Consider the following 18,502-nt stretch of genomic DNA (forward strand, 5'->3'; position numbering starts at 1 on the left):
GCCTCGTGCGCGGGCCGCAATGCGAAGGGGCCCTTAGCCCTAGGCCCAGCGGCCCAGGGAGGGCCGCCACAGGTCGGATACGCGCTGTCACACCCCGCCGGTACCGTGAGGTCATGAGCAAAGGACCCCGCTCGGGCCTGTCGGCGGTGAGCACCGCACTGCTGGCCATGAGCCGACACCTCGAGGTGCGCGACGTCCTCAAGACGATCGTCGCCTCGGCCCGCGAACTGCTCGACGCGCAGTACGCGGCTCTGGGGGTCCCCGACGACCACGGCGGCTTCGCCCAGTTCGTCGTCGACGGCGTCAGCGACGCCCAGTGGAAGGCCATCGGACCGCTCCCGCGCCAGCACGGCATCCTCGCCGCGATGCTGCACGAGGCCCGCCCCGAGCGCCTGGCCGACGTGCGCAAGGACCCCCGCTTCGAGGGCTGGCCCTCCGCCCACCCCGACATGTCCGACTTCCTGGGCCTGCCCATCCGCGACGGCGACGAGGTCATGGGCGCCCTCTTCCTCGCCAACAAGAACTGCCCCAAGCCGGAAGGCGGTTGCGGCTTCACCGAGGACGACGAGGAACTCCTGACGATCCTCGCCCAGCACGCCGCGATCGCCCTCACGAACGCCCGCCTGTACGAGCGCAGCCGCGAACTCACCATCGCCGAGGAGCGCTCCCGCCTCGCACACGAACTGCACGACGCCGTCAGCCAGAAGCTGTTCTCCCTGCGCCTCACCGCCCAGGCCGCCGCCGCACTGGTCGACCGAGACCCGGCCCGCGCCAAGGGCGAACTCCAGCAGGTGGCCGCCCTCGCCGCCGAGGCCGCCGACGAACTGCGCGCGGCCGTCGTCGAGTTGCGCCCCGCGGCCCTCGACGAGGACGGACTGGTCGCCACGCTGCGCACCCAGATACAGGTCCTCGACCGTGCCCACTCCGCGCGCGTGACCTTCGACAGCTGCGGTGTCCGCGCACTGCCCGCGTCCCAGGAGGAGGCCATGCTGCGCGTCGCCCAGGAGGCGCTGCACAACGCGCTGCGGCACTCCGGCGCCGCCCGCGTCGACGTCACCCTGGAGCGGCACGGGCCGGGCGCCGTCCTGCGCGTCATCGACGACGGCAGCGGATTCGAACCCAGGGCGACACGCCGCGCGGGCCGCCACCTGGGCCTCGTGTCCATGCGCGACCGGACCAACGGCGTCGGGGGCACGCTCACCGTGGAATCGGCGCCCGGAAAGGGCACCACGATCGAGATGGAGGTCCCTGGTGGCTGACGCAATCAAGGTGCTGCTCGTCGACGACCACCAAGTGGTCCGCCGGGGCCTGCGCACCTTCCTCGAAGTACAGGACGACATCGAGGTCGTGGGAGAGGCGTCCGACGGCGCCGAAGGAGTCGCCCGCGCCGAGGAGTTGAAACCCGACGTCGTCCTCATGGACGTCAAGATGCCGGGCATGGACGGCGTGGAGGCCCTGCGCAGGCTCCGCGAACTCGACAACCCCGCGCGCGTGCTCATCGTCACCAGCTTCACCGAGCAGCGCACGGTGATCCCGGCCCTGCGCGCGGGCGCCGCCGGGTACGTCTACAAGGACGTGGACCCCGACGCCCTCGCCGGAGCCATCCGCTCGGTCCACGCCGGACACATCCTGCTCCAGCCCGAGGTGGCCGGTGCGCTGCTGTCCCAGGAGGAGACCAACTACGGCCAGGGGCGAGGCAGTTCACTCACCGAGCGGGAGCGCGAGGTGCTCGGCCTGATCGCCGACGGGCGCTCCAACCGCGAGATCGCCCGCGCCCTCGTCCTCTCCGAGAAGACCGTCAAGACACATGTCTCGAACATCCTGATGAAACTCGACCTCGCCGACCGAACACAGGCCGCGCTGTGGGCCGTACGCCATGGTGTGGTCGACGGATGACCTGCTGATCCGCGGATCGGTGGTCTTCCGGAGAGGACTACGGACGGCAACACGGAGGGTCCCGTTCCGGAGTGAGATTCATACCGTCGTGGGAATGTCCCCCGGATGGCGCATCCTTCCGGGAACTCCGCCGTTCTCCAGTGCGTGCTGCGGCGCTTTGCCGCAGTGGTTCACAAGGAGAGGGCTCAAGAAGTGAAGAACCTGAAGAAGGCCGCAGCCGTCACGATGGTGGCCGGTGGCCTGGTTGCCGCCGGTGCCGGTTTCGCCTCCGCCACCGATGGTGCGCACGCGGGCGGCAAGGCCGTTGGCTCGCCGGGCGTCGCCTCGGGCAATCTCGTCCAGGTCCCCGTCGCCATCCCGGTGAACGCGGTCGGCAACACCGTGAACGTTGTCGGCATCCTGAACCCGGCGTTCGGCAACGACGGCTTCAACGGCTGACGTTCGCGCCTCGGGTCACCAGTGACCACCGGCCTTCCAGGCACGCCTGGGGGGCCGGTCCGGTTTTCGACCCGCCCCTGAAAGCTCGGCCGGCTCTTTTCAGGGGCGCGGGGAACTGCGCGACCAGCCACAGACGACCCGCAGCCGCCCGACAACACACCCCGCCGAGTCAGTGGGCGCCGCTCAACGAACCCCCCGTTCCCGTTCCTCCACGAACGCGTTGTACGCCGCCACCTGAGCCCGTCGGGACGTCCGCTCGACCGGCCGCAGCGCTTCGGAGCGCGCGGCCATCTCGGACGCGCTCACGGCCCCGCCGTGCCCGTTCTCGAAGGCGACGGAGATGAGCAGCCCGACTCGCTCGGCCAGCTCCAACACCCGTACCGCACGCGGCGGATATCCGGGGGCGAGCACCTCACGCCCCCGCTCGGCCCGAGCCCGGTACGCGTCGATCGCCGCCTCGGCGACCGGACCCGACCCGGCGACATCGAGCCGCGACAGCATCTCCGTGGCGTCGCGCAGCGCCTCCGCGAGCTCCCGCTCCGCCTCGCCGAGGGACGGCACATCGGCCGGCGGCGCCTCACGTACGGGCAGACAGTGCCAGACGACCTCCACATGCACATCACCGTCGGGCCCGGCCTCGGACACCTCGGGCACGAGCCCCAGCGCGGCCCCGTGACAGACCACCGCCTCCTCGGCATCCAGGGCGCGGGCGTTGAAGTCGGGCGGTCCGCTCAGCCCGAGCGGATGCCCGGGCGCGGGCAGCGCGACCCGCAGACCGGTCACCCCGAGCGCGCGCAGCCGCCCCAGAGCGAGAGTGAGTCCGACGGGCGCGGTCTCACCGGGCAGCCCCTCGACCCGGTGCACCGCGTCCTCGCCGACGATGGCGACGACCGCGTCGTCCGGAGAGGCAAAACCGGCCAACAGGGCATTTCCCCATGCTGCCAGCCGTCCTGAGCGTGGTTCCGAATGCATGGCTCCCACCCTAAGGACCGGCCGATGGATTGGACGGGTCGACCGGTGGCGTAGGTTTTCCCTGGGGGCTGCGTCCACAGACGTCAGCGACGGCCGAGACTGCAATGGGAGACAGCGCGCTCATGAGCGATGTTCTGGAGCTTGAGGACGTATCCGTGGTCCGAGAGGGCCGGGCTCTGGTGGACCAGGTCTCCTGGTCGGTCAAGGAAGGCGAGCGCTGGGTCATCCTCGGTCCCAACGGTGCCGGAAAAACGACCCTTCTGAACCTCGCCTCCAGCTACCTCTACCCCAGCCAGGGCACCGCCACCATCCTCGGCGAGACCCTCGGCAAGGTCGACGTCTTCGAGCTGCGCCCGCGCATCGGCATGGCCGGCATCGCCATGGCGGAGAAGCTCCCCAAGCGCCAGACCGTACTGCAGACGGTCCTGACCGCCGCCTACGGCATGACGGCCGGCTGGCACGAGGACTACGAGGACGTCGACGAGCAGCGCGCCCGCGCCTTCCTCGACCGCCTCGGCATGACCGAGTTCGTGGACCGCAAGTTCGGCACGCTCTCCGAGGGCGAGCGCAAGCGCACGCTCATCGCCCGCGCGCTGATGACCGACCCCGAGCTGCTCCTCCTCGACGAGCCCGCCGCCGGTCTCGACCTCGGCGGACGCGAAGACCTCGTACGCCGTCTCGGCCGCCTCGCCCGCGACCCGATCGCTCCCTCCATGCTCATGGTCACGCACCACGTCGAGGAGATCGCCCCGGGCTTCACCCACGTCCTGATGATCCGTCAGGGCAAGGTGCTCGCCGCGGGCCCCCTGGAGCTCGAACTCACCTCGCGCAACCTGTCGTTGTGCTTCGGCCTCCCGCTCGTCGTCGAACAGGTCGGTGAGCGCTGGACCGCGCAGGGCCTGCCCCTGTCCTGACAACCAGGAACACCTGCCCCAACTTGATCGGCGCCCTGTCGGGGACAGGACCCGCGGACCTACCATGACCACGTGGACGACATCGACGCATGGGTGTGGTGGCTGATCGGCGCGGTCGGGCTCGGAATCCCGCTCGTCGTGACCGCGATGCCGGAGTTCGGAATGCTCGCCGTGGGTGCCGTCGCGGGCGCCGTGACCGCAGGCCTCGGAGGCGGTGTGGTCCTCCAGGTAGTGGTCTTCGCCGCCGTCTCGGTCGCGCTCATCGCGGTCGTACGCCCCGTCGCCACCCGACATCGCTCCCAGCGGCCCCAACTCGCCACAGGCATCGACGCCTTGAAGGGCAAACAGGCCGTCGTCCTGGAGAGAGTCGACGGTTCGGGTGGCCGGATCAAGCTCGCCGGAGAGGTCTGGTCCGCGCGCGCCCTCGACACCGGACGCGCCTACGAAGTAGGCCAAGAGGTGGACGTCGTGGAGATCGAAGGAGCCACGGCGATCGTCATGTGACTCCTGTGGCGTCCAGTGAACGGAACGTCGCACGTGGCGAGTTGTGGTCTGACACACTCGTCCAGCAAGATCTTCGACAATCACAAGATCTTCCGGAAGCACCTAGGCGGAGAAGGGTACGGGGACCACGATGGAACCGATCATCATCGTCCTGATCATTCTGGTGGTGTTGGTCTTCATCGCACTGATCAAGACCATCCAGGTGATCCCACAGGCCAGCGCGGCCATCGTCGAGAGGTTCGGCCGCTACACGCGCACGCTCAACGCCGGCCTCAACATCGTCGTCCCGTTCATCGACTCGATCCGCAACCGCATCGACCTCCGTGAACAGGTCGTTCCGTTCCCGCCCCAGCCGGTGATCACCCAGGACAACCTGGTCGTGAACATCGACACCGTCATCTACTACCAGGTGACCGACGCCCGCGCCGCCACCTACGAGGTAGCCAGCTACATCCAGGCGATCGAGCAGCTCACCGTCACCACGCTCCGCAACATCATCGGTGGCATGGACCTGGAGCGGACCCTGACCTCCCGCGAGGAGATCAACGCGGCCCTGCGCGGCGTCCTCGACGAGGCCACCGGCAAGTGGGGCATCCGCGTCAACCGCGTCGAGCTCAAGGCGATCGAGCCGCCCACCTCCATCCAGGACTCGATGGAGAAGCAGATGCGCGCCGACCGTGACAAGCGCGCCGCGATCCTCACCGCCGAAGGTATCCGCCAGTCGCAGATCCTCACCGCCGAGGGTGAGAAGCAGTCCGCGATCCTGCGCGCAGAAGGTGAGGCAAGGGCCGCCGCACTGCGCGCAGAGGGCGAGGCCCAGGCCATCCGTACGGTCTTCGAGTCCATCCACGCCGGTGACGCGGACCAGAAGCTCCTCGCCTACCAGTACCTCCAGATGCTCCCGAAGATCGCCGAAGGCGACGCCAACAAGCTCTGGATCGTCCCCAGCGAGATCGGCGACGCCCTCAAGGGCCTCAGCGGCGCTATGGGCAACTTCGGCCCGATGGGCGGCATGGGCGGCGGCCCCCAGGGCAACCCCCCCACAGAACGCCGAGAAAAGCCGTCGGTCACCGACTGACACCGGCTACAAAAAGCGGCCCCTCGCGCCCCTGACCAGGGACACGAGGAGCCGCCACTTGTTTCTAGGGGCACGGGGAACAGCCTGCTTGGGGGCGCGGGGAACGGCGCAATCTTTTAGGGGCGCGGGGAACGGCGCGACCAGCCACAGCGCACCCGCACCCGACGAAGCACCTGAACCTCGCCCCACCCAGCGGAGCGCTCACGCCGCCGGCTGCGCAAGCCACTCCGGCAAAGCCTCAAGATCATCCCGCCCCAGCGCAAGCAACATCGCATCGGCCGGCGTCGGCTCGAACGGCTGCCGCAACAGCGGCATCCCCGCCTGCTCCGGCGTCCGCGCAGCCTTGCGATGGTTGTCCGCCGAGCAAGAGGCAACCGTGTTCAGCCAGGAGTCCTGACCGCCCTGGGCCCGAGGCACGACATGGTCCACGGTCGTCGCCCGACGACCGCAGTACGCGCACCTGTGCCGGTCACGCACCAGCACACCCCGCCTCGACCACGGCGCTTGTCTTCGGAACGGCACCCGTACATAGCGGCAGAGCCTGATCACCCGGGGCGCCGGTATGTCGAGCGCGGCTCCGCGCATACGCAGTTCGGGGTGGGCCTGCTCGACAACGGCCTTGTCCTGCAGCACCAGAACGACGGCTCGGTTCAACGTCACCGTCGACAGCGGCTCAAAGCTCGCATTCAGCACCAGCGTGTCCCGCATCAAGCCCACCTCCCATGCGCACCGGCCCACCGCCTGGCGGGCTTGGATCAACTCTGGCCGGGCACGCCGAGATGGACAACGCAATAAAAACTGCCCGCCCCTGATCAATTCCATGACCAGGAGCGGGCAAACGTTCAGTGAACGCTCAGCTGTCCGCGGGAGCCGCGTACTCGGCGACGACCTGCGTCCTCGCAAGCGTGTGGAACCGGAGATTGAAGCCCACGACAGCCGGGGAGGCGTCCGAGTCGGGACCGAGCTTCTCCTGGTCCACCGCGTACACCGTGAACACGTACCGGTGCGCCGGGTCCCCGGCAGGCGGCGCGGCGCCGCCGAAGTCCTTCGACCCGTAGTCGTTGCGCACCTGCACAGCGCCCTCGGGCAGGCCCTCGAACTTCCCCGTGCCCGCACCCGTCGGCAGTTCCGCCACCGAGGCCGGAATGTCGAACACGACCCAGTGCCAGAAGCCGCTCCCCGTAGGGGCGTCCGGGTCGAAGCACGTCACGGCGAAACTCTTGGTCTCCGGCGGGAAGCCTTCCCAGCGCAGCTGCGGCGAGGTGTTCCCGGCCGCGTGGACCTGAGCGTCCTTCAGCGTCGCGCCCGGCTCGACGTCCTCACTCGTGACCGTGAACGACGGCACGACGGGATGGAAGTCATGGGGAAGCGGCGGCCTCTTGGACTCGGTCACCTCGGCACCTCCTGATCGGTTCCTGATCCTTGGAAACTCTCGCCCCGAGCCTAGAACCAGTTCCGCTTGCTACCGACCTCGGACAGCCACTGGTTGAGATAGGCGGTCCAGTCGGTCCCCTGGAAGTCGTTGAGCCCCACCTTGAAGGAGCGGAACGTGTCGCTGCCCTCACTGAAGAGACCAGGCTTCTTGTCCATCTCCAGTACGACGTCCATCTCACGGTCGTCCGCGACGAAGCTGAGCTCGACCTGGTTGAGACCGCGGTACTGCTGCGGCGGGAAGAACTCGATCTCCTGGTAGAAGGGCAGCTTCTGCCGCGTGCCCCGGATGTGGCCGCGCTCCAGGTCGGCGCTCTTGAAGCGGAAGCCCAGCTGGATGAAGGCGTCCAGGAGTGCCTGCTGCGCCGGCAGCGGGTGCACGCTGATCGGGTCCAGGTCACCGGAGTCCACCGCGCGCGCGATCTCCAGCTCCGTGGTCACGCCGACGTTCATCCCGCGGAGCGGCTGCCCGTCGATCGTCGTGATCGGCGTCTCCCACGGGATCTCGAGCCCGAACGGCACCGCGTGCACCCCGCCCGCCTGCAGCTCGAAGGCACCGCCGAGCCGCAGCTTCGTGAACTCGATGTCCTGCTTGTGCTCCTGGTCGTCGGGGCCCTCGACCTCGACGCGGGCCTGCAGACCGACCGACAGACCCTCGATCGCCTGGTTCACGGACCCGCCCTGGATCCGCACCTCACCCTGAACGACGCCGCCGGGAACGACGTTGACCTCGGTCAGCACCGTCTCGACCGAAGCCCCACCGGCCCCCAGGCTCGCAAGCAGCCGCTTGAACCCCATGTCTTTTCCTCCTCGGGCAACGCCCCGTTGTTGTTCTGTCCGGATCGGATCCTTGATCCATACAAACGCGATCCAGCCGTGTCCGGTTCCGCGCACTCACCCTGGCAAGACGCACGCTCCCTGACCACCCCGCACGCAGTCACACCTCTGCACTACGCTCGTACGCCATGATCGCGGCCCCTGACCGTACGCCCCTCACCCGGGAGTTCTTCGACCGACCCGTTCTGGAGGTCGCCCCAGACCTCCTGGGGCGCGTGCTCGTGCGCACCACCCCGGACGGTCCGGTCAAGCTCCGCCTCACGGAGGTCGAGGCGTACGACGGTCCGAACGATCCCGGCTCCCACGCCTATCGTGGCCGCACGGCCCGCAACGGCGTGATGTTCGGTCCGCCCGGGTACGTGTACGTCTACTTCACCTACGGCATGTGGCACTGCATGAACCTGGTGTGCGGCCCGGAGGGCAGGGCGAGCGCGGTCCTGCTCCGCGCCGGCGAGATCATCGAAGGGGCCGAACTGGCCCGCAAACGTCGACTTTCGGCCCGAAATGACAGAGAACTGGCCAAAGGCCCGGCCCGCCTGGCCACGGCCCTCGGGGTCGACCGGGCTCTTGACGGTACGGACGCATGCGCCACCGAGGGCTCGCCGCTGACCCTTCTCACGGGCACTCCGGTGCCCTCCGACCAGGTACGCAACGGTCCACGCACCGGAGTGTCCGGCGACGGAGGCGTCCACCCGTGGCGCTACTGGGCCGACAACGACCCGACGGTGAGCCCTTATCGGGCCCATACCCCCCGCCGTCGCCGAACTTGACTCTCCCCTGGGCGGTCCGTAATGTAGCCCGAGCCGCTGAACCGGGTACGGCGTTCAGTCAGCAGTCGGAAGCGGCCAACCCACTACCTACGACTTCCTCTGAGCGAGGGCGAATTCGGCGTGCCTGCATGCCTGAATTCAAGCTTGCGGAACTCGATTATGAGTTGCTGAGGGAATCGGCTAACGTAGTGAATGTCGAAAGGCCGCGAGGCCAAAAGGCAAATCCCACCGACTGGGAATCACGGCCCGAAAGGGTCTGATAGAGTCGGAAACGCAAGACCGAAGGGAAGCCCGGAGGAAAGCCCGAGAGGGTGAGTACAAAGGAAGCGTCCGTTCCTTGAGAACTCAACAGCGTGCCAAAAATCAACGCCAGATATGTTGATGCCCCGTCTCCGGCCATCACGGCCGGGACGAGGTTCCTTTGAAAAAGTCCTGCCGGGCATTGTTCCGGTAGGCGCACAGCGAGGACGCTGTGAACAGTCGGGCTTATTCCGCCCGGTTGTTCCGCTCTCGTGGTGTCATCCCGATTACGGGAATACATTCACGGAGAGTTTGATCCTGGCTCAGGACGAACGCTGGCGGCGTGCTTAACACATGCAAGTCGAACGATGAAGCCCTTCGGGGTGGATTAGTGGCGAACGGGTGAGTAACACGTGGGCAATCTGCCCTTCACTCTGGGACAAGCCCTGGAAACGGGGTCTAATACCGGATAACACTTCCACTCGCATGGGTGGGGGTTGAAAGCTCCGGCGGTGAAGGATGAGCCCGCGGCCTATCAGCTTGTTGGTGAGGTAGAAGCTCACCAAGGCGACGACGGGTAGCCGGCCTGAGAGGGCGACCGGCCACACTGGGACTGAGACACGGCCCAGACTCCTACGGGAGGCAGCAGTGGGGAATATTGCACAATGGGCGAAAGCCTGATGCAGCGACGCCGCGTGAGGGATGACGGCCTTCGGGTTGTAAACCTCTTTCAGCAGGGAAGAAGCGAAAGTGACGGTACCTGCAGAAGAAGCGCCGGCTAACTACGTGCCAGCAGCCGCGGTAATACGTAGGGCGCAAGCGTTGTCCGGAATTATTGGGCGTAAAGAGCTCGTAGGCGGTCTGTCACGTCGGATGTGAAAGCCCGGGGCTTAACCCCGGGTCTGCATTCGATACGGGCAGACTAGAGTGTGGTAGGGGAGATCGGAATTCCTGGTGTAGCGGTGAAATGCGCAGATATCAGGAGGAACACCGGTGGCGAAGGCGGATCTCTGGGCCATTACTGACGCTGAGGAGCGAAAGCGTGGGGAGCGAACAGGATTAGATACCCTGGTAGTCCACGCCGTAAACGGTGGGAACTAGGTGTTGGCGACATTCCACGTCGTCGGTGCCGCAGCTAACGCATTAAGTTCCCCGCCTGGGGAGTACGGCCGCAAGGCTAAAACTCAAAGGAATTGACGGGGGCCCGCACAAGCAGCGGAGCATGTGGCTTAATTCGACGCAACGCGAAGAACCTTACCAAGGCTTGACATCGCCCGGAAAGCATCAGAGATGGTGCCCCCCTTGTGGTCGGGTGACAGGTGGTGCATGGCTGTCGTCAGCTCGTGTCGTGAGATGTTGGGTTAAGTCCCGCAACGAGCGCAACCCTTGTTCTGTGTTGCCAGCACGTCCCTTCGGGGATGGTGGGGACTCACAGGAGACTGCCGGGGTCAACTCGGAGGAAGGTGGGGACGACGTCAAGTCATCATGCCCCTTATGTCTTGGGCTGCACACGTGCTACAATGGCAGGTACAATGAGCTGCGATGTCGCAAGGCGGAGCGAATCTCAAAAAGCCTGTCTCAGTTCGGATTGGGGTCTGCAACTCGACCCCATGAAGTCGGAGTTGCTAGTAATCGCAGATCAGCATTGCTGCGGTGAATACGTTCCCGGGCCTTGTACACACCGCCCGTCACGTCACGAAAGTCGGTAACACCCGAAGCCGGTGGCCCAACCCCCTTGTGGGGAGGGAGCTGTCGAAGGTGGGACTGGCGATTGGGACGAAGTCGTAACAAGGTAGCCGTACCGGAAGGTGCGGCTGGATCACCTCCTTTCTAAGGAGCACTTCTTGGCTGTCGGCTTGCCGATGGTCCAGAGGCCAGTACATCGGCGTACGTCCGGTGCTGGTTGCTCAAGGGTGGAACGTTGATTATTCGGCACTCTCAGTCATCTCGGGCTGCAAGTACTGTCCTTCGGGGCGTGGAAAGCTGATCACGAGTGGCGAGGGTGCCGGGCACGCTGTTGGGTGTCTGAGGGTATGGCCGCAAGGTCTGTCTTCAGTGCCGGCCCCAGTGAACTCGCCCGTCAGGGTGGGGTGGTGGGTGGTTGGTCGTTGTTTGAGAACTGCACAGTGGACGCGAGCATCTGTGGCCAAGTTTTTAAGGGCGCACGGTGGATGCCTTGGTACCAGGAACCGATGAAGGACGTGGGAGGCCACGATAGTCCCCGGGGAGCCGTCAACCAGGCTTTGATCCGGGGGTTTCCGAATGGGGAAACCCGGCAGTCGTCATGGGCTGTCACCCACATCTGAACACATAGGGTGTGTGGAGGGAACGCGGGGAAGTGAAACATCTCAGTACCCGCAGGAAGAGAAAACAACCGTGATTCCGGGAGTAGTGGCGAGCGAAACCGGATGAGGCCAAACCGTATACGTGTGAGACCCGGCAGGGGTTGCGTGTACGGGGTTGTGGGATCTCTCTTTCACAGTCTGCCGGCTGTGAGACGAGTCAGAAACCGTTGGTGTAGGCGAAGGACATGCGAAAGGTCCGGCGTAGAGGGTAAGACCCCCGTAGTCGAAACATCAACGGCTCGTTTGAGAGACACCCAAGTAGCACGGGGCCCGAGAAATCCCGTGTGAATCTGGCGGGACCACCCGCTAAGCCTAAATATTCCCTGGTGACCGATAGCGGATAGTACCGTGAGGGAATGGTGAAAAGTACCGCGGGAGCGGAGTGAAATAGTACCTGAAACCGTGTGCCTACAAGCCGTGGGAGCGTCGCTGTATGTGCTTGCACATACAGTCGTGACTGCGTGCCTTTTGAAGAATGAGCCTGCGAGTTTGCGGTGTGTTGCGAGGTTAACCCGTGTGGGGAAGCCGTAGCGAAAGCGAGTCCGAACAGGGCGATTCAGTAGCGCGCTCAAGACCCGAAGCGGAGTGATCTAGCCATGGGCAGGTTGAAGCGGCTGTAAGAGGTCGTGGAGGACCGAACCCACCAGGGTTGAAAACCTGGGGGATGACCTGTGGTTAGGGGTGAAAGGCCAATCAAACTCCGTGATAGCTGGTTCTCCCCGAAATGCATTTAGGTGCAGCGTCGTGTGTTTCTTGCCGGAGGTAGAGCACTGGATAGGCGATGGGCCCTACCGGGTTACTGACCTTAGCCAAACTCCGAATGCCGGTAAGTGAGAGCACGGCAGTGAGACTGTGGGGGATAAGCTCCATGGTCGAGAGGGAAACAGCCCAGAGCATCGACTAAGGCCCCTAAGCGTACGCTAAGTGGGAAAGGATGTGGAGTCGCAGAGACAACCAGGAGGTTGGCTTAGAAGCAGCCACCCTTGAAAGAGTGCGTAATAGCTCACTGGTCTAGTGATTCCGCGCCGACAATGTAGCGGGGCTCAAGCGTACCGCCGAAGTCGTGTCATTTCAGCATATAGGGCCAACGCCCGCTGGGATGGGTAGGGGAGCGTCGTGTGCCGGGTGAAGCCGCAGCGGAAGCTAGTGGTGGACGGTTCACGAGTGAGAATGCAGGCATGAGTAGCGATACACACGTGAGAAACGTGTGCGCCGATTGACTAAGGGTTCCTGGGTCAAGCTGATCTGCCCAGGGTAAGTCGGGACCTAAGGCGAGGCCGACAGGCGTAGTCGATGGATAACCGGTTGATATTCCGGTACCCGCTGTGAAGCGTCAAACAGTGAACCAGGCGATGCTAAGTCCGTGAAGCCGCCCTGGAGCCTTCGGGCAAAGGGGAGTGGTGGAGCCGACGGACCAGACCTGTAGTAGGTGAGTGATGGGGTGACGCAGGAAGGTAGTCCAGCCCGGGCGGTGGTTGTCCCGGGGTAAGGGTGTAGCCCGGTGTGTAGGTAAATCCGCACACCAACAGGGTGAGACCTGATGCCGAGCCGATTGTGGTGAAGTGGATGATCCTATGCTGTCGAGAAAAGCCTCTAGCGAGTTTCATGGCGGCCCGTACCCTAAACCGACTCAGGTGGTCAGGTAGAGAATACCGAGGCGTTCGGGTGAACTATGGTTAAGGAACTCGGCAAAATGCCCCCGTAACTTCGGGAGAAGGGGGGCCATCACTGGTGATCCGTTTTACACGGTGAGCTGGGGGTGGCCGCAGAGACCAGCGAGAAGCGACTGTTTACTAAAAACACAGGTCCGTGCGAAGCCGTAAGGCGATGTATACGGACTGACGCCTGCCCGGTGCTGGAACGTTAAGGGGACCGGTTAGTGCACTTTCGGGTGTGCGAAGCTGAGAACTTAAGCGCCAGTAAACGGCGGTGGTAACTATAACCATCCTAAGGTAGCGAAATTCCTTGTCGGGTAAGTTCCGACCTGCACGAATGGCGTAACGACTTCTCGACTGTCTCAACCATAGGCCCGGTGAAATTGCACTACGAGTAAAGATGCTCGTTTCGCGCAGCAGGACGGAAAGACCCCGGGACCTTTACTACAGTTTGATATTGGTGTTCGGTTCGGCTTGTGTAGGATAGCTGGGAGACTGTGAAGTCATGGCGCCAGCCATGGTGGAGTCGTCGTTGAAATACCAGTCTGGTCGTGCTGGATGTCTAACCTGGGTCCGTGATCCGGATCAGGGACAGTGTCTGATGGGTAGTTTAACTGGGGCGGTTGCCTCCTAAAGAGTAACGGAGGCGCCCAAAGGTTCCCTCAGCCTGGTTGGCAATCAGGTGTTGAGTGTAAGTGCACAAGGGAGCTTGACTGTGAGACCGACGGGTCGAGCAGGGACGAAAGTCGGGACTAGTGATCCGGCGGTGGCTTGTGGAAGCGCCGTCGCTCAACGGATAAAAGGTACCCCGGGGATAACAGGCTGATCTTCCCCAAGAGTCCATATCGACGGGATGGTTTGGCACCTCGATGTCGGCTCGTCGCATCCTGGGGCTGGAGTCGGTCCCAAGGGTTGGGCTGTTCGCCCATTAAAGCGGTACGCGAGCTGGGTTTAGAACGTCGTGAGACAGTTCGGTCCCTATCCGCTGTGCGCGTAGGAATATTGAGAAGGGCTGTCCCTAGTACGAGAGGACCGGGACGGACGAACCTCTGGTGTGCCAGTTGTCCTGCCAAGGGCATGGCTGGTTGGCTACGTTCGGGAGGGATAACCGCTGAAAGCATCTAAGCGGGAAGCCTGCTTCGAGATGAGTATTCCCACCAACTAGATTGGTTAAGGCTCCCAGTAGACGACTGGGTTGATAGGCCGGATGTGGAAGCCTCGTAAGGGGTGAAGCTGACCGGTACTAATAGGCCGAGGGCTTGTCCTCAGTTGCTCGCGTCCACTGTGTTAGTTCTGAGACAACGAACAGTTGTCGGCTTTTGAGCAGAACACCCAACTGAAAAGTGTGCTTGTTCGCTCGAAACCATTAGGGTTTCGGTGGCCATAGCGTGAGGGAAACGCCCGGTTACATTCCGAACCCGGAAGCTAAGCCTTACAGCGCCGATGGTACTGCAGGGGGGACCCTGTGGGAGAGTAGGACGCCGCCGAACAATATTTGGAGGACCTCTGGTCCCAGCGACTCGCTGGGGCCAGAGGTCCTTTTTTGTTTTCCGAAGCGCGCTGGGTACCCGGCTGCGCGAGAATGACTTGCGGTACCGATGACAGGAGTCACCCATGTCCACCAACTCTCCCGACGAGCGACCGGAGCGCGACCAGCGAAGCCGGGACAGTGGTGACCGCGGCGGGTACCGAGGGGGTCCGCGCCGCGACAACGACCGTGGCGGGAACGGCCGGCGTGACGATCGTCGTGATGACAGCCGTGGTGGCGGCGGGGACCGTGGCGGCTTCCGTCGCGACGACAACCGTGGTGGCAGCGGCAGCGGTGGCAGCAGTGACCGTGGTGGGTTCCGTCGCGACGACAACCGCGGTGGCGGCAGTGGCGGCGGATTCCGCGGGCGCGATGACCGTGACCGTGGTGGTCGTCCTCCGTTCCGTCGTGATGACCGGCCGAGTGGGCCGAGTCGTGATGACCGTGACCGTGGTGCCCCGCGGCGTGATGGTGACCGTCCGGCGTTCCGTCGTGACGACGATCGGGGCGCTCCGCGTCGCGACGACAACCGTGGCGCCGGCGGCGATCGTGGCGGGTTCCGCCGCGACGACCGACGTGACGACAACCGCGGTGGCAGCAGCGGTGGCGGTGACCGCGGTGGCTTCCGCCGTGACGACCGACGCGATGGCGGCGGCGATCGTGGTGGGTTCCGTCGTGATGACAACCGTGGTGGTGGAGACCGTCCGCCGTTCCGTCGTGATGACAACCGTGGTGGCAGCGGGGATCGTGGTGGCTTCCGTCGGGACGACAACCGCGGTGGCGGCGGGGACCGTGGTGGCTTCCGGCGCGATGACAACCGTGGCGGTGGAGACCGCCCGGCGTTCCGCCGTGATGACGAGCGCGGTGGCCCCCGGCGTGACGGTGACCGTCCGCCCTTCCGGCGTGACGACCGCCGTGGTGACGACCGTGATCGTGGTGGGTTCCGGCGCGATGGTGATCGTCCGGCGTTCCGCCGTGACGACCGGCGGGACGACGACCGTGGTGGTCGTCCTCCGTTCCGTCGTGATGACCGGCCGAGTGGGCCGAGTCGTGATGACCGTGACCGTGGTGCCCCGCGGCGTGATGGTGACCGTCCGGCGTTCCGTCGTGACGACGATCGGGGCGCTCCGCGTCGCGACGACAACCGTGGCGCCGGCGGCGATCGTGGCGGGTTCCGCCGCGACGACCGACGCGACGACAACCGCGGTGGCAGCAGCGGTGGCGGTGACCGCGGTGGCTTCCGCCGTGACGACAACCGTGGTGGCGACCGTGCCGGTTACGTCCGTAGGGATGATCGGCGTGACGACCGTCGTGATGACAATCGCGGTGGCAGCAGTGGCGGTGGCGACCGTGGTGGCTTCCGTCGGGACGACAACCGCGCAGGTGGTGGCGGGTTCCGCGGGCGTGACGACCGTGGAGGACGAGGTGGCGACGACCGTCGTGGCGGACCGCGTCGCGATGACAGCCGTGGCCGTCCCGGTGGTGGTGGCGGCGGGTTCCGTGGGCGTGATGACCGTGGTGGACGGGGTGGCGACGACCGCCGTGGCGGCGGGCGCTTCCGTGACGAGCGGGACCGCGACCGCGAGCCGATCAAGCGGCTGCCGATCCCGGACGACGTCACGGGCGAGGAGATCGACAAGGACGTACGGCAGGAGCTGCAGAGCCTGCCCAAGGGGCTTGCCGAGGACGTCTCCCGGAACCTGGTGATGGTGGCCAGGCTCATCGACGAGGACCCCGAGGGCGCGTACGGCTACTCCAGGGTCGCGCTGAGGCTGGCGTCGCGTGTCGCGGCCGTGCGGGAGGCGGCCGGCTTCGCCGCGTACGCGAACCAGAAGTACAGCGAGGCGCTCGCCGAGTTCCGGGCCGCGCGGCGCATGACCGGCAACGTGGACCTGTGGCCCGTCATGGCGGACTGCGAGCGCGGTCTCGGGCGGCCCGAGAGGGCTCTCGAAATGGCTGGGGCACCCGAGGTGCAGAAGCTCGACAAGGCCGGCCAGGTCGAGATGCGGCTCGTGGCGGCCGGTGCGCGGCGGGACATGGACCAGCTCGACGCGGCCATCGTCACACTGCAGAGCCCCGAGCTCGCCTCCAACTCCGTTCAGCCCTGGACCGCGCGACTGCGTTACGCGTACGCCGACGCGCTGCTCGCGGCCGGGCGCGAGGGCGAGGCGCGTGAGTGGTTCGCCAAGGCCGTCGAGTCCGACAAGGACGGCAGCACGGACGCCTCGGACCGGCTCGCCGAGCTGGACGGTGTGGAGTTCGTCGACGCCCTCGTCGAGGACGACAGCGACAGCGACAGCGACGGCGATGGCGACGGTGATATCGAGGTCGTGAACTCCGAGGCTCCGGAGCCGAAGTCAGTGATGGAAGCGGAAGCGGAGACGGAGCCTGAGTCGGAGTCTGCCGAGGACAGCGTCGACGACGATGACGTGGACGACATGGACGACGTGGACGGCGACAAGGACGACCTGAAGGGCTGACAGCCCCGCAGGAGTCGTACGAGTGCCTAGCTAGTACACGAACGAGTACATGGGCGGGATCCCCGAGGGGGTCCCGCCCGTTCGTGTTTTCAGGGGTCCAGGGTGCGCAACACCAGGCCCGACGCCGGCTTCGGGCCGAACGACGTCGATTTGCGGGGCATCGTGACGCCCTGGCTCGCCAGGTCGCGTACGACCTCCTCGCGGACCGGGTGCATCAGGACGGCCGTGCCGCCGTCGCGCTCCGCCTTGTCGACCGTGGCAGCGGTGTCGTGGATGTAGGCGATGTGCTCCGGGACGTCGGGTATCTGCCAGACACGGTCGAGGAGCGTGGCGTGCAGGACCGTCGCGTCGAGGGTGCGCCAGGTCTCGGGGCGGCCCGCCGGGATCGTACGGGCGAGCAGGTCCGGGGACGGGCGGTCGACGAGGTGGAAGGTGCCGTCGCCCGCTAGGAGGTATGCGTTTCCCTCGGCGGCCGCTGCGGAGAGGGCCTCCAGGGCCTTGGAGAGAGGGCCGTCGACGTGGCGTACGCGGAAGTCGTCGCCGAGGGCCGCCAGGGCGTCGGCAACCGGGAGGCGGTGCAGGAGGCGGTGGATCGCGCGGACACGCAGTGGGTAGCGGGCGGTGTCGACGAGGAGCACCAGGCCGAAGTCCCAGGCGCTGGGGGAGGGATGCTCCGCGCGTAGACGCAAGTACGTCGCCCAGCGGTGGTGGCCGTCGGCGATGAGGGCCTGGCGGTTGGCCAGGTCTGTCCGGATCTCGGCCAGGTGCGCCGGGTCGGTCACGGCCCACAGGCGGTGGCTGAAGCCGTCCTCCGTGGTCGTGGACAGCAGGGGAGGGCGCTCGGCGGCGCGCTCTATGACGGCGGTCGTGCCGGAGGCGGCGCCGTTGCCGCGGTAGGTCAGCAGCAGGGGTTCGAGGTTCGCGGAGGTGGCGCGCATCAGGGCCGCACGGTCCGCGACGACGTGCGGCATGACGTCCTCATGGGGCAGGACCACGCCGTCCGACGCCTCCGACAGGCGCAGGGCGCCGATGACGCCCCGTTGCAGCATGCCGTCGCCGTCGCGTTGCTCGTAGACGTACAGGCCCGGCTCGGAGTCCGTCGTCAGGACGCCCTCGGACAGCCAGCGGTGCAGGGTGTCCGCGGCCTGCTCGTTGCGGACGCCGGGCGTGGTGGCCTGGGGGAGGATCAGCCGGACGATGTTGTGCGGGTCCGCCGATTCGAGGTGGTGGAGACCGTCGGGCCGTACGACCACGTCGTACGGCGGGGACGTGACGGCGGAGAGGCTGCCGACCCGGTCGGGGTCGTAGCGCAGACCCCGGAACGGGGTCAGATCAAGGCCCATGCGTGCCGGTACGTCCGCGGGACCTGCAGTGTTCATTGGTGCATCGTAAGTGTGTCACTGCCATGCGGGAT

The 18,502-nt window shown here is 65.8% G+C and carries 14 protein-coding genes and 3 rRNA genes; 12 read left to right on the top strand and 5 right to left on the bottom strand.

From position 1 onward, the window contains the following. Window positions 1-113: 113 nt before the first annotated feature. From OG718_RS40800 to chpE, 3 genes are all read left to right on the top strand, one after another. Window positions 114-1,259, top strand: coding sequence for a GAF domain-containing sensor histidine kinase (locus OG718_RS40800; protein ID WP_143636960.1), 1,146 nt, complete (start codon window positions 114-116; stop codon window positions 1,257-1,259). Beyond that, window positions 1,252-1,896, top strand: a complete 645-nt coding sequence (locus OG718_RS40805; RefSeq protein ID WP_143636957.1) for a response regulator — start codon at window positions 1,252-1,254, stop codon at window positions 1,894-1,896. Before OG718_RS40800 ends, OG718_RS40805 begins: the two co-directional genes overlap by 8 nt. A 192-nt stretch (window positions 1,897-2,088) precedes the next feature. Next, window positions 2,089-2,334 (top strand): chaplin ChpE, encoded by a 246-nt coding sequence (gene chpE, locus OG718_RS40810; RefSeq protein ID WP_055615420.1) that lies wholly within the window; start codon window positions 2,089-2,091, stop codon window positions 2,332-2,334. A 183-nt stretch (window positions 2,335-2,517) separates the two neighbouring features. Here chpE and OG718_RS40815 read toward each other — a convergent pair whose 3' ends face one another. Beyond that, window positions 2,518-3,306 carry a hypothetical protein gene (locus OG718_RS40815; protein ID WP_306940711.1) on the bottom strand — a complete coding sequence of 263 codons (789 nt, stop codon included), beginning with the start codon at window positions 3,304-3,306 and terminating at the stop codon, window positions 2,518-2,520. 122 nt (window positions 3,307-3,428) lie between these two features. On the opposite strand from OG718_RS40815, the gene OG718_RS40820 reads away from it, so the two are divergent. The 3 genes from OG718_RS40820 (at window position 3,429) to OG718_RS40830 (ending at window position 5,802) form a co-directional block, all read left to right on the top strand. Next, a complete protein-coding gene (locus OG718_RS40820) occupies window positions 3,429-4,220 on the top strand; it encodes an ABC transporter ATP-binding protein (protein ID WP_143636951.1) in 792 nt (263 codons plus the stop codon). A 72-nt stretch (window positions 4,221-4,292) separates the two neighbouring features. Beyond that, window positions 4,293-4,724 carry an NfeD family protein gene (locus OG718_RS40825; protein WP_143636948.1) on the top strand — a complete coding sequence of 144 codons (432 nt, stop codon included), beginning with the start codon at window positions 4,293-4,295 and terminating at the stop codon, window positions 4,722-4,724. A gap of 130 nt (window positions 4,725-4,854) precedes the next feature. After that, window positions 4,855-5,802 carry an SPFH domain-containing protein gene (locus OG718_RS40830; protein WP_328846560.1) on the top strand — a complete coding sequence of 316 codons (948 nt, stop codon included), beginning with the start codon at window positions 4,855-4,857 and terminating at the stop codon, window positions 5,800-5,802. 201 nt (window positions 5,803-6,003) lie between these two features. On the opposite strand, the gene OG718_RS40835 is transcribed toward OG718_RS40830, so the two are convergent. The 3 genes from OG718_RS40835 to OG718_RS40845 all read right to left on the bottom strand — a co-directional run bounded on the left by OG718_RS40835 (window position 6,004) and on the right by OG718_RS40845 (window position 8,031). Then, a complete protein-coding gene (locus OG718_RS40835; protein WP_143636943.1) occupies window positions 6,004-6,510 on the bottom strand; it encodes an HNH endonuclease in 507 nt (168 codons plus the stop codon). Window positions 6,511-6,655: 145 nt separating this feature from the next. After that, entirely contained in the window at window positions 6,656-7,195 is a 540-nt protein-coding gene (locus OG718_RS40840; protein ID WP_328846561.1) for a YbhB/YbcL family Raf kinase inhibitor-like protein, read from the bottom strand. A gap of 50 nt (window positions 7,196-7,245) precedes the next feature. Then, window positions 7,246-8,031 (bottom strand): sporulation protein, encoded by a 786-nt coding sequence (locus OG718_RS40845; protein WP_143636938.1) that lies wholly within the window; start codon window positions 8,029-8,031, stop codon window positions 7,246-7,248. A gap of 167 nt (window positions 8,032-8,198) precedes the next feature. Between OG718_RS40845 and OG718_RS40850 the strand changes: the two genes are divergently transcribed. From OG718_RS40850 to OG718_RS40875, 6 genes are all read left to right on the top strand, one after another. After that, the gene (locus OG718_RS40850) at window positions 8,199-8,840 is read left to right on the top strand and encodes a DNA-3-methyladenine glycosylase (protein WP_143636936.1); all 642 of its coding nucleotides are present in this window, start codon (window positions 8,199-8,201) and stop codon (window positions 8,838-8,840) included. Window positions 8,841-9,380: 540 nt separating this feature from the next. Next, window positions 9,381-10,910 (top strand): 16S ribosomal RNA (locus OG718_RS40855). Between the two features lie 314 nt (window positions 10,911-11,224). After that, a 23S ribosomal RNA gene (locus tag OG718_RS40860) occupies window positions 11,225-14,347 on the top strand. 106 nt (window positions 14,348-14,453) lie between these two features. Then, a 5S ribosomal RNA gene (gene rrf / locus OG718_RS40865) occupies window positions 14,454-14,570 on the top strand. Together the 16S, 23S and 5S rRNA genes form the textbook arrangement of a ribosomal RNA operon. 245 nt (window positions 14,571-14,815) lie before the next feature. Continuing rightward, window positions 14,816-16,315: a hypothetical protein gene (locus tag OG718_RS40870; RefSeq protein WP_328848013.1), complete on the top strand. Its 1,500-nt coding sequence runs from the start codon at window positions 14,816-14,818 to the stop codon at window positions 16,313-16,315. Further along, window positions 16,207-17,088 (top strand): hypothetical protein, encoded by an 882-nt coding sequence (locus OG718_RS40875; protein WP_443055371.1) that lies wholly within the window; start codon window positions 16,207-16,209, stop codon window positions 17,086-17,088. The genes OG718_RS40870 and OG718_RS40875 overlap by 109 nt, the downstream gene beginning before the upstream one ends. An 89-nt stretch (window positions 17,089-17,177) precedes the next feature. Here the strand turns inward: OG718_RS40875 and OG718_RS40880 are convergent, their stop codons facing one another. Beyond that, entirely contained in the window at window positions 17,178-18,467 is a 1,290-nt protein-coding gene (locus OG718_RS40880) for a DUF1015 domain-containing protein (RefSeq protein ID WP_328846562.1), read from the bottom strand. Window positions 18,468-18,502: the final 35 nt, after the last annotated feature.

This window comes from Streptomyces sp. NBC_00258, assembly GCF_036182465.1.
GTDB lineage: Bacteria > Actinomycetota > Actinomycetes > Streptomycetales > Streptomycetaceae > Streptomyces.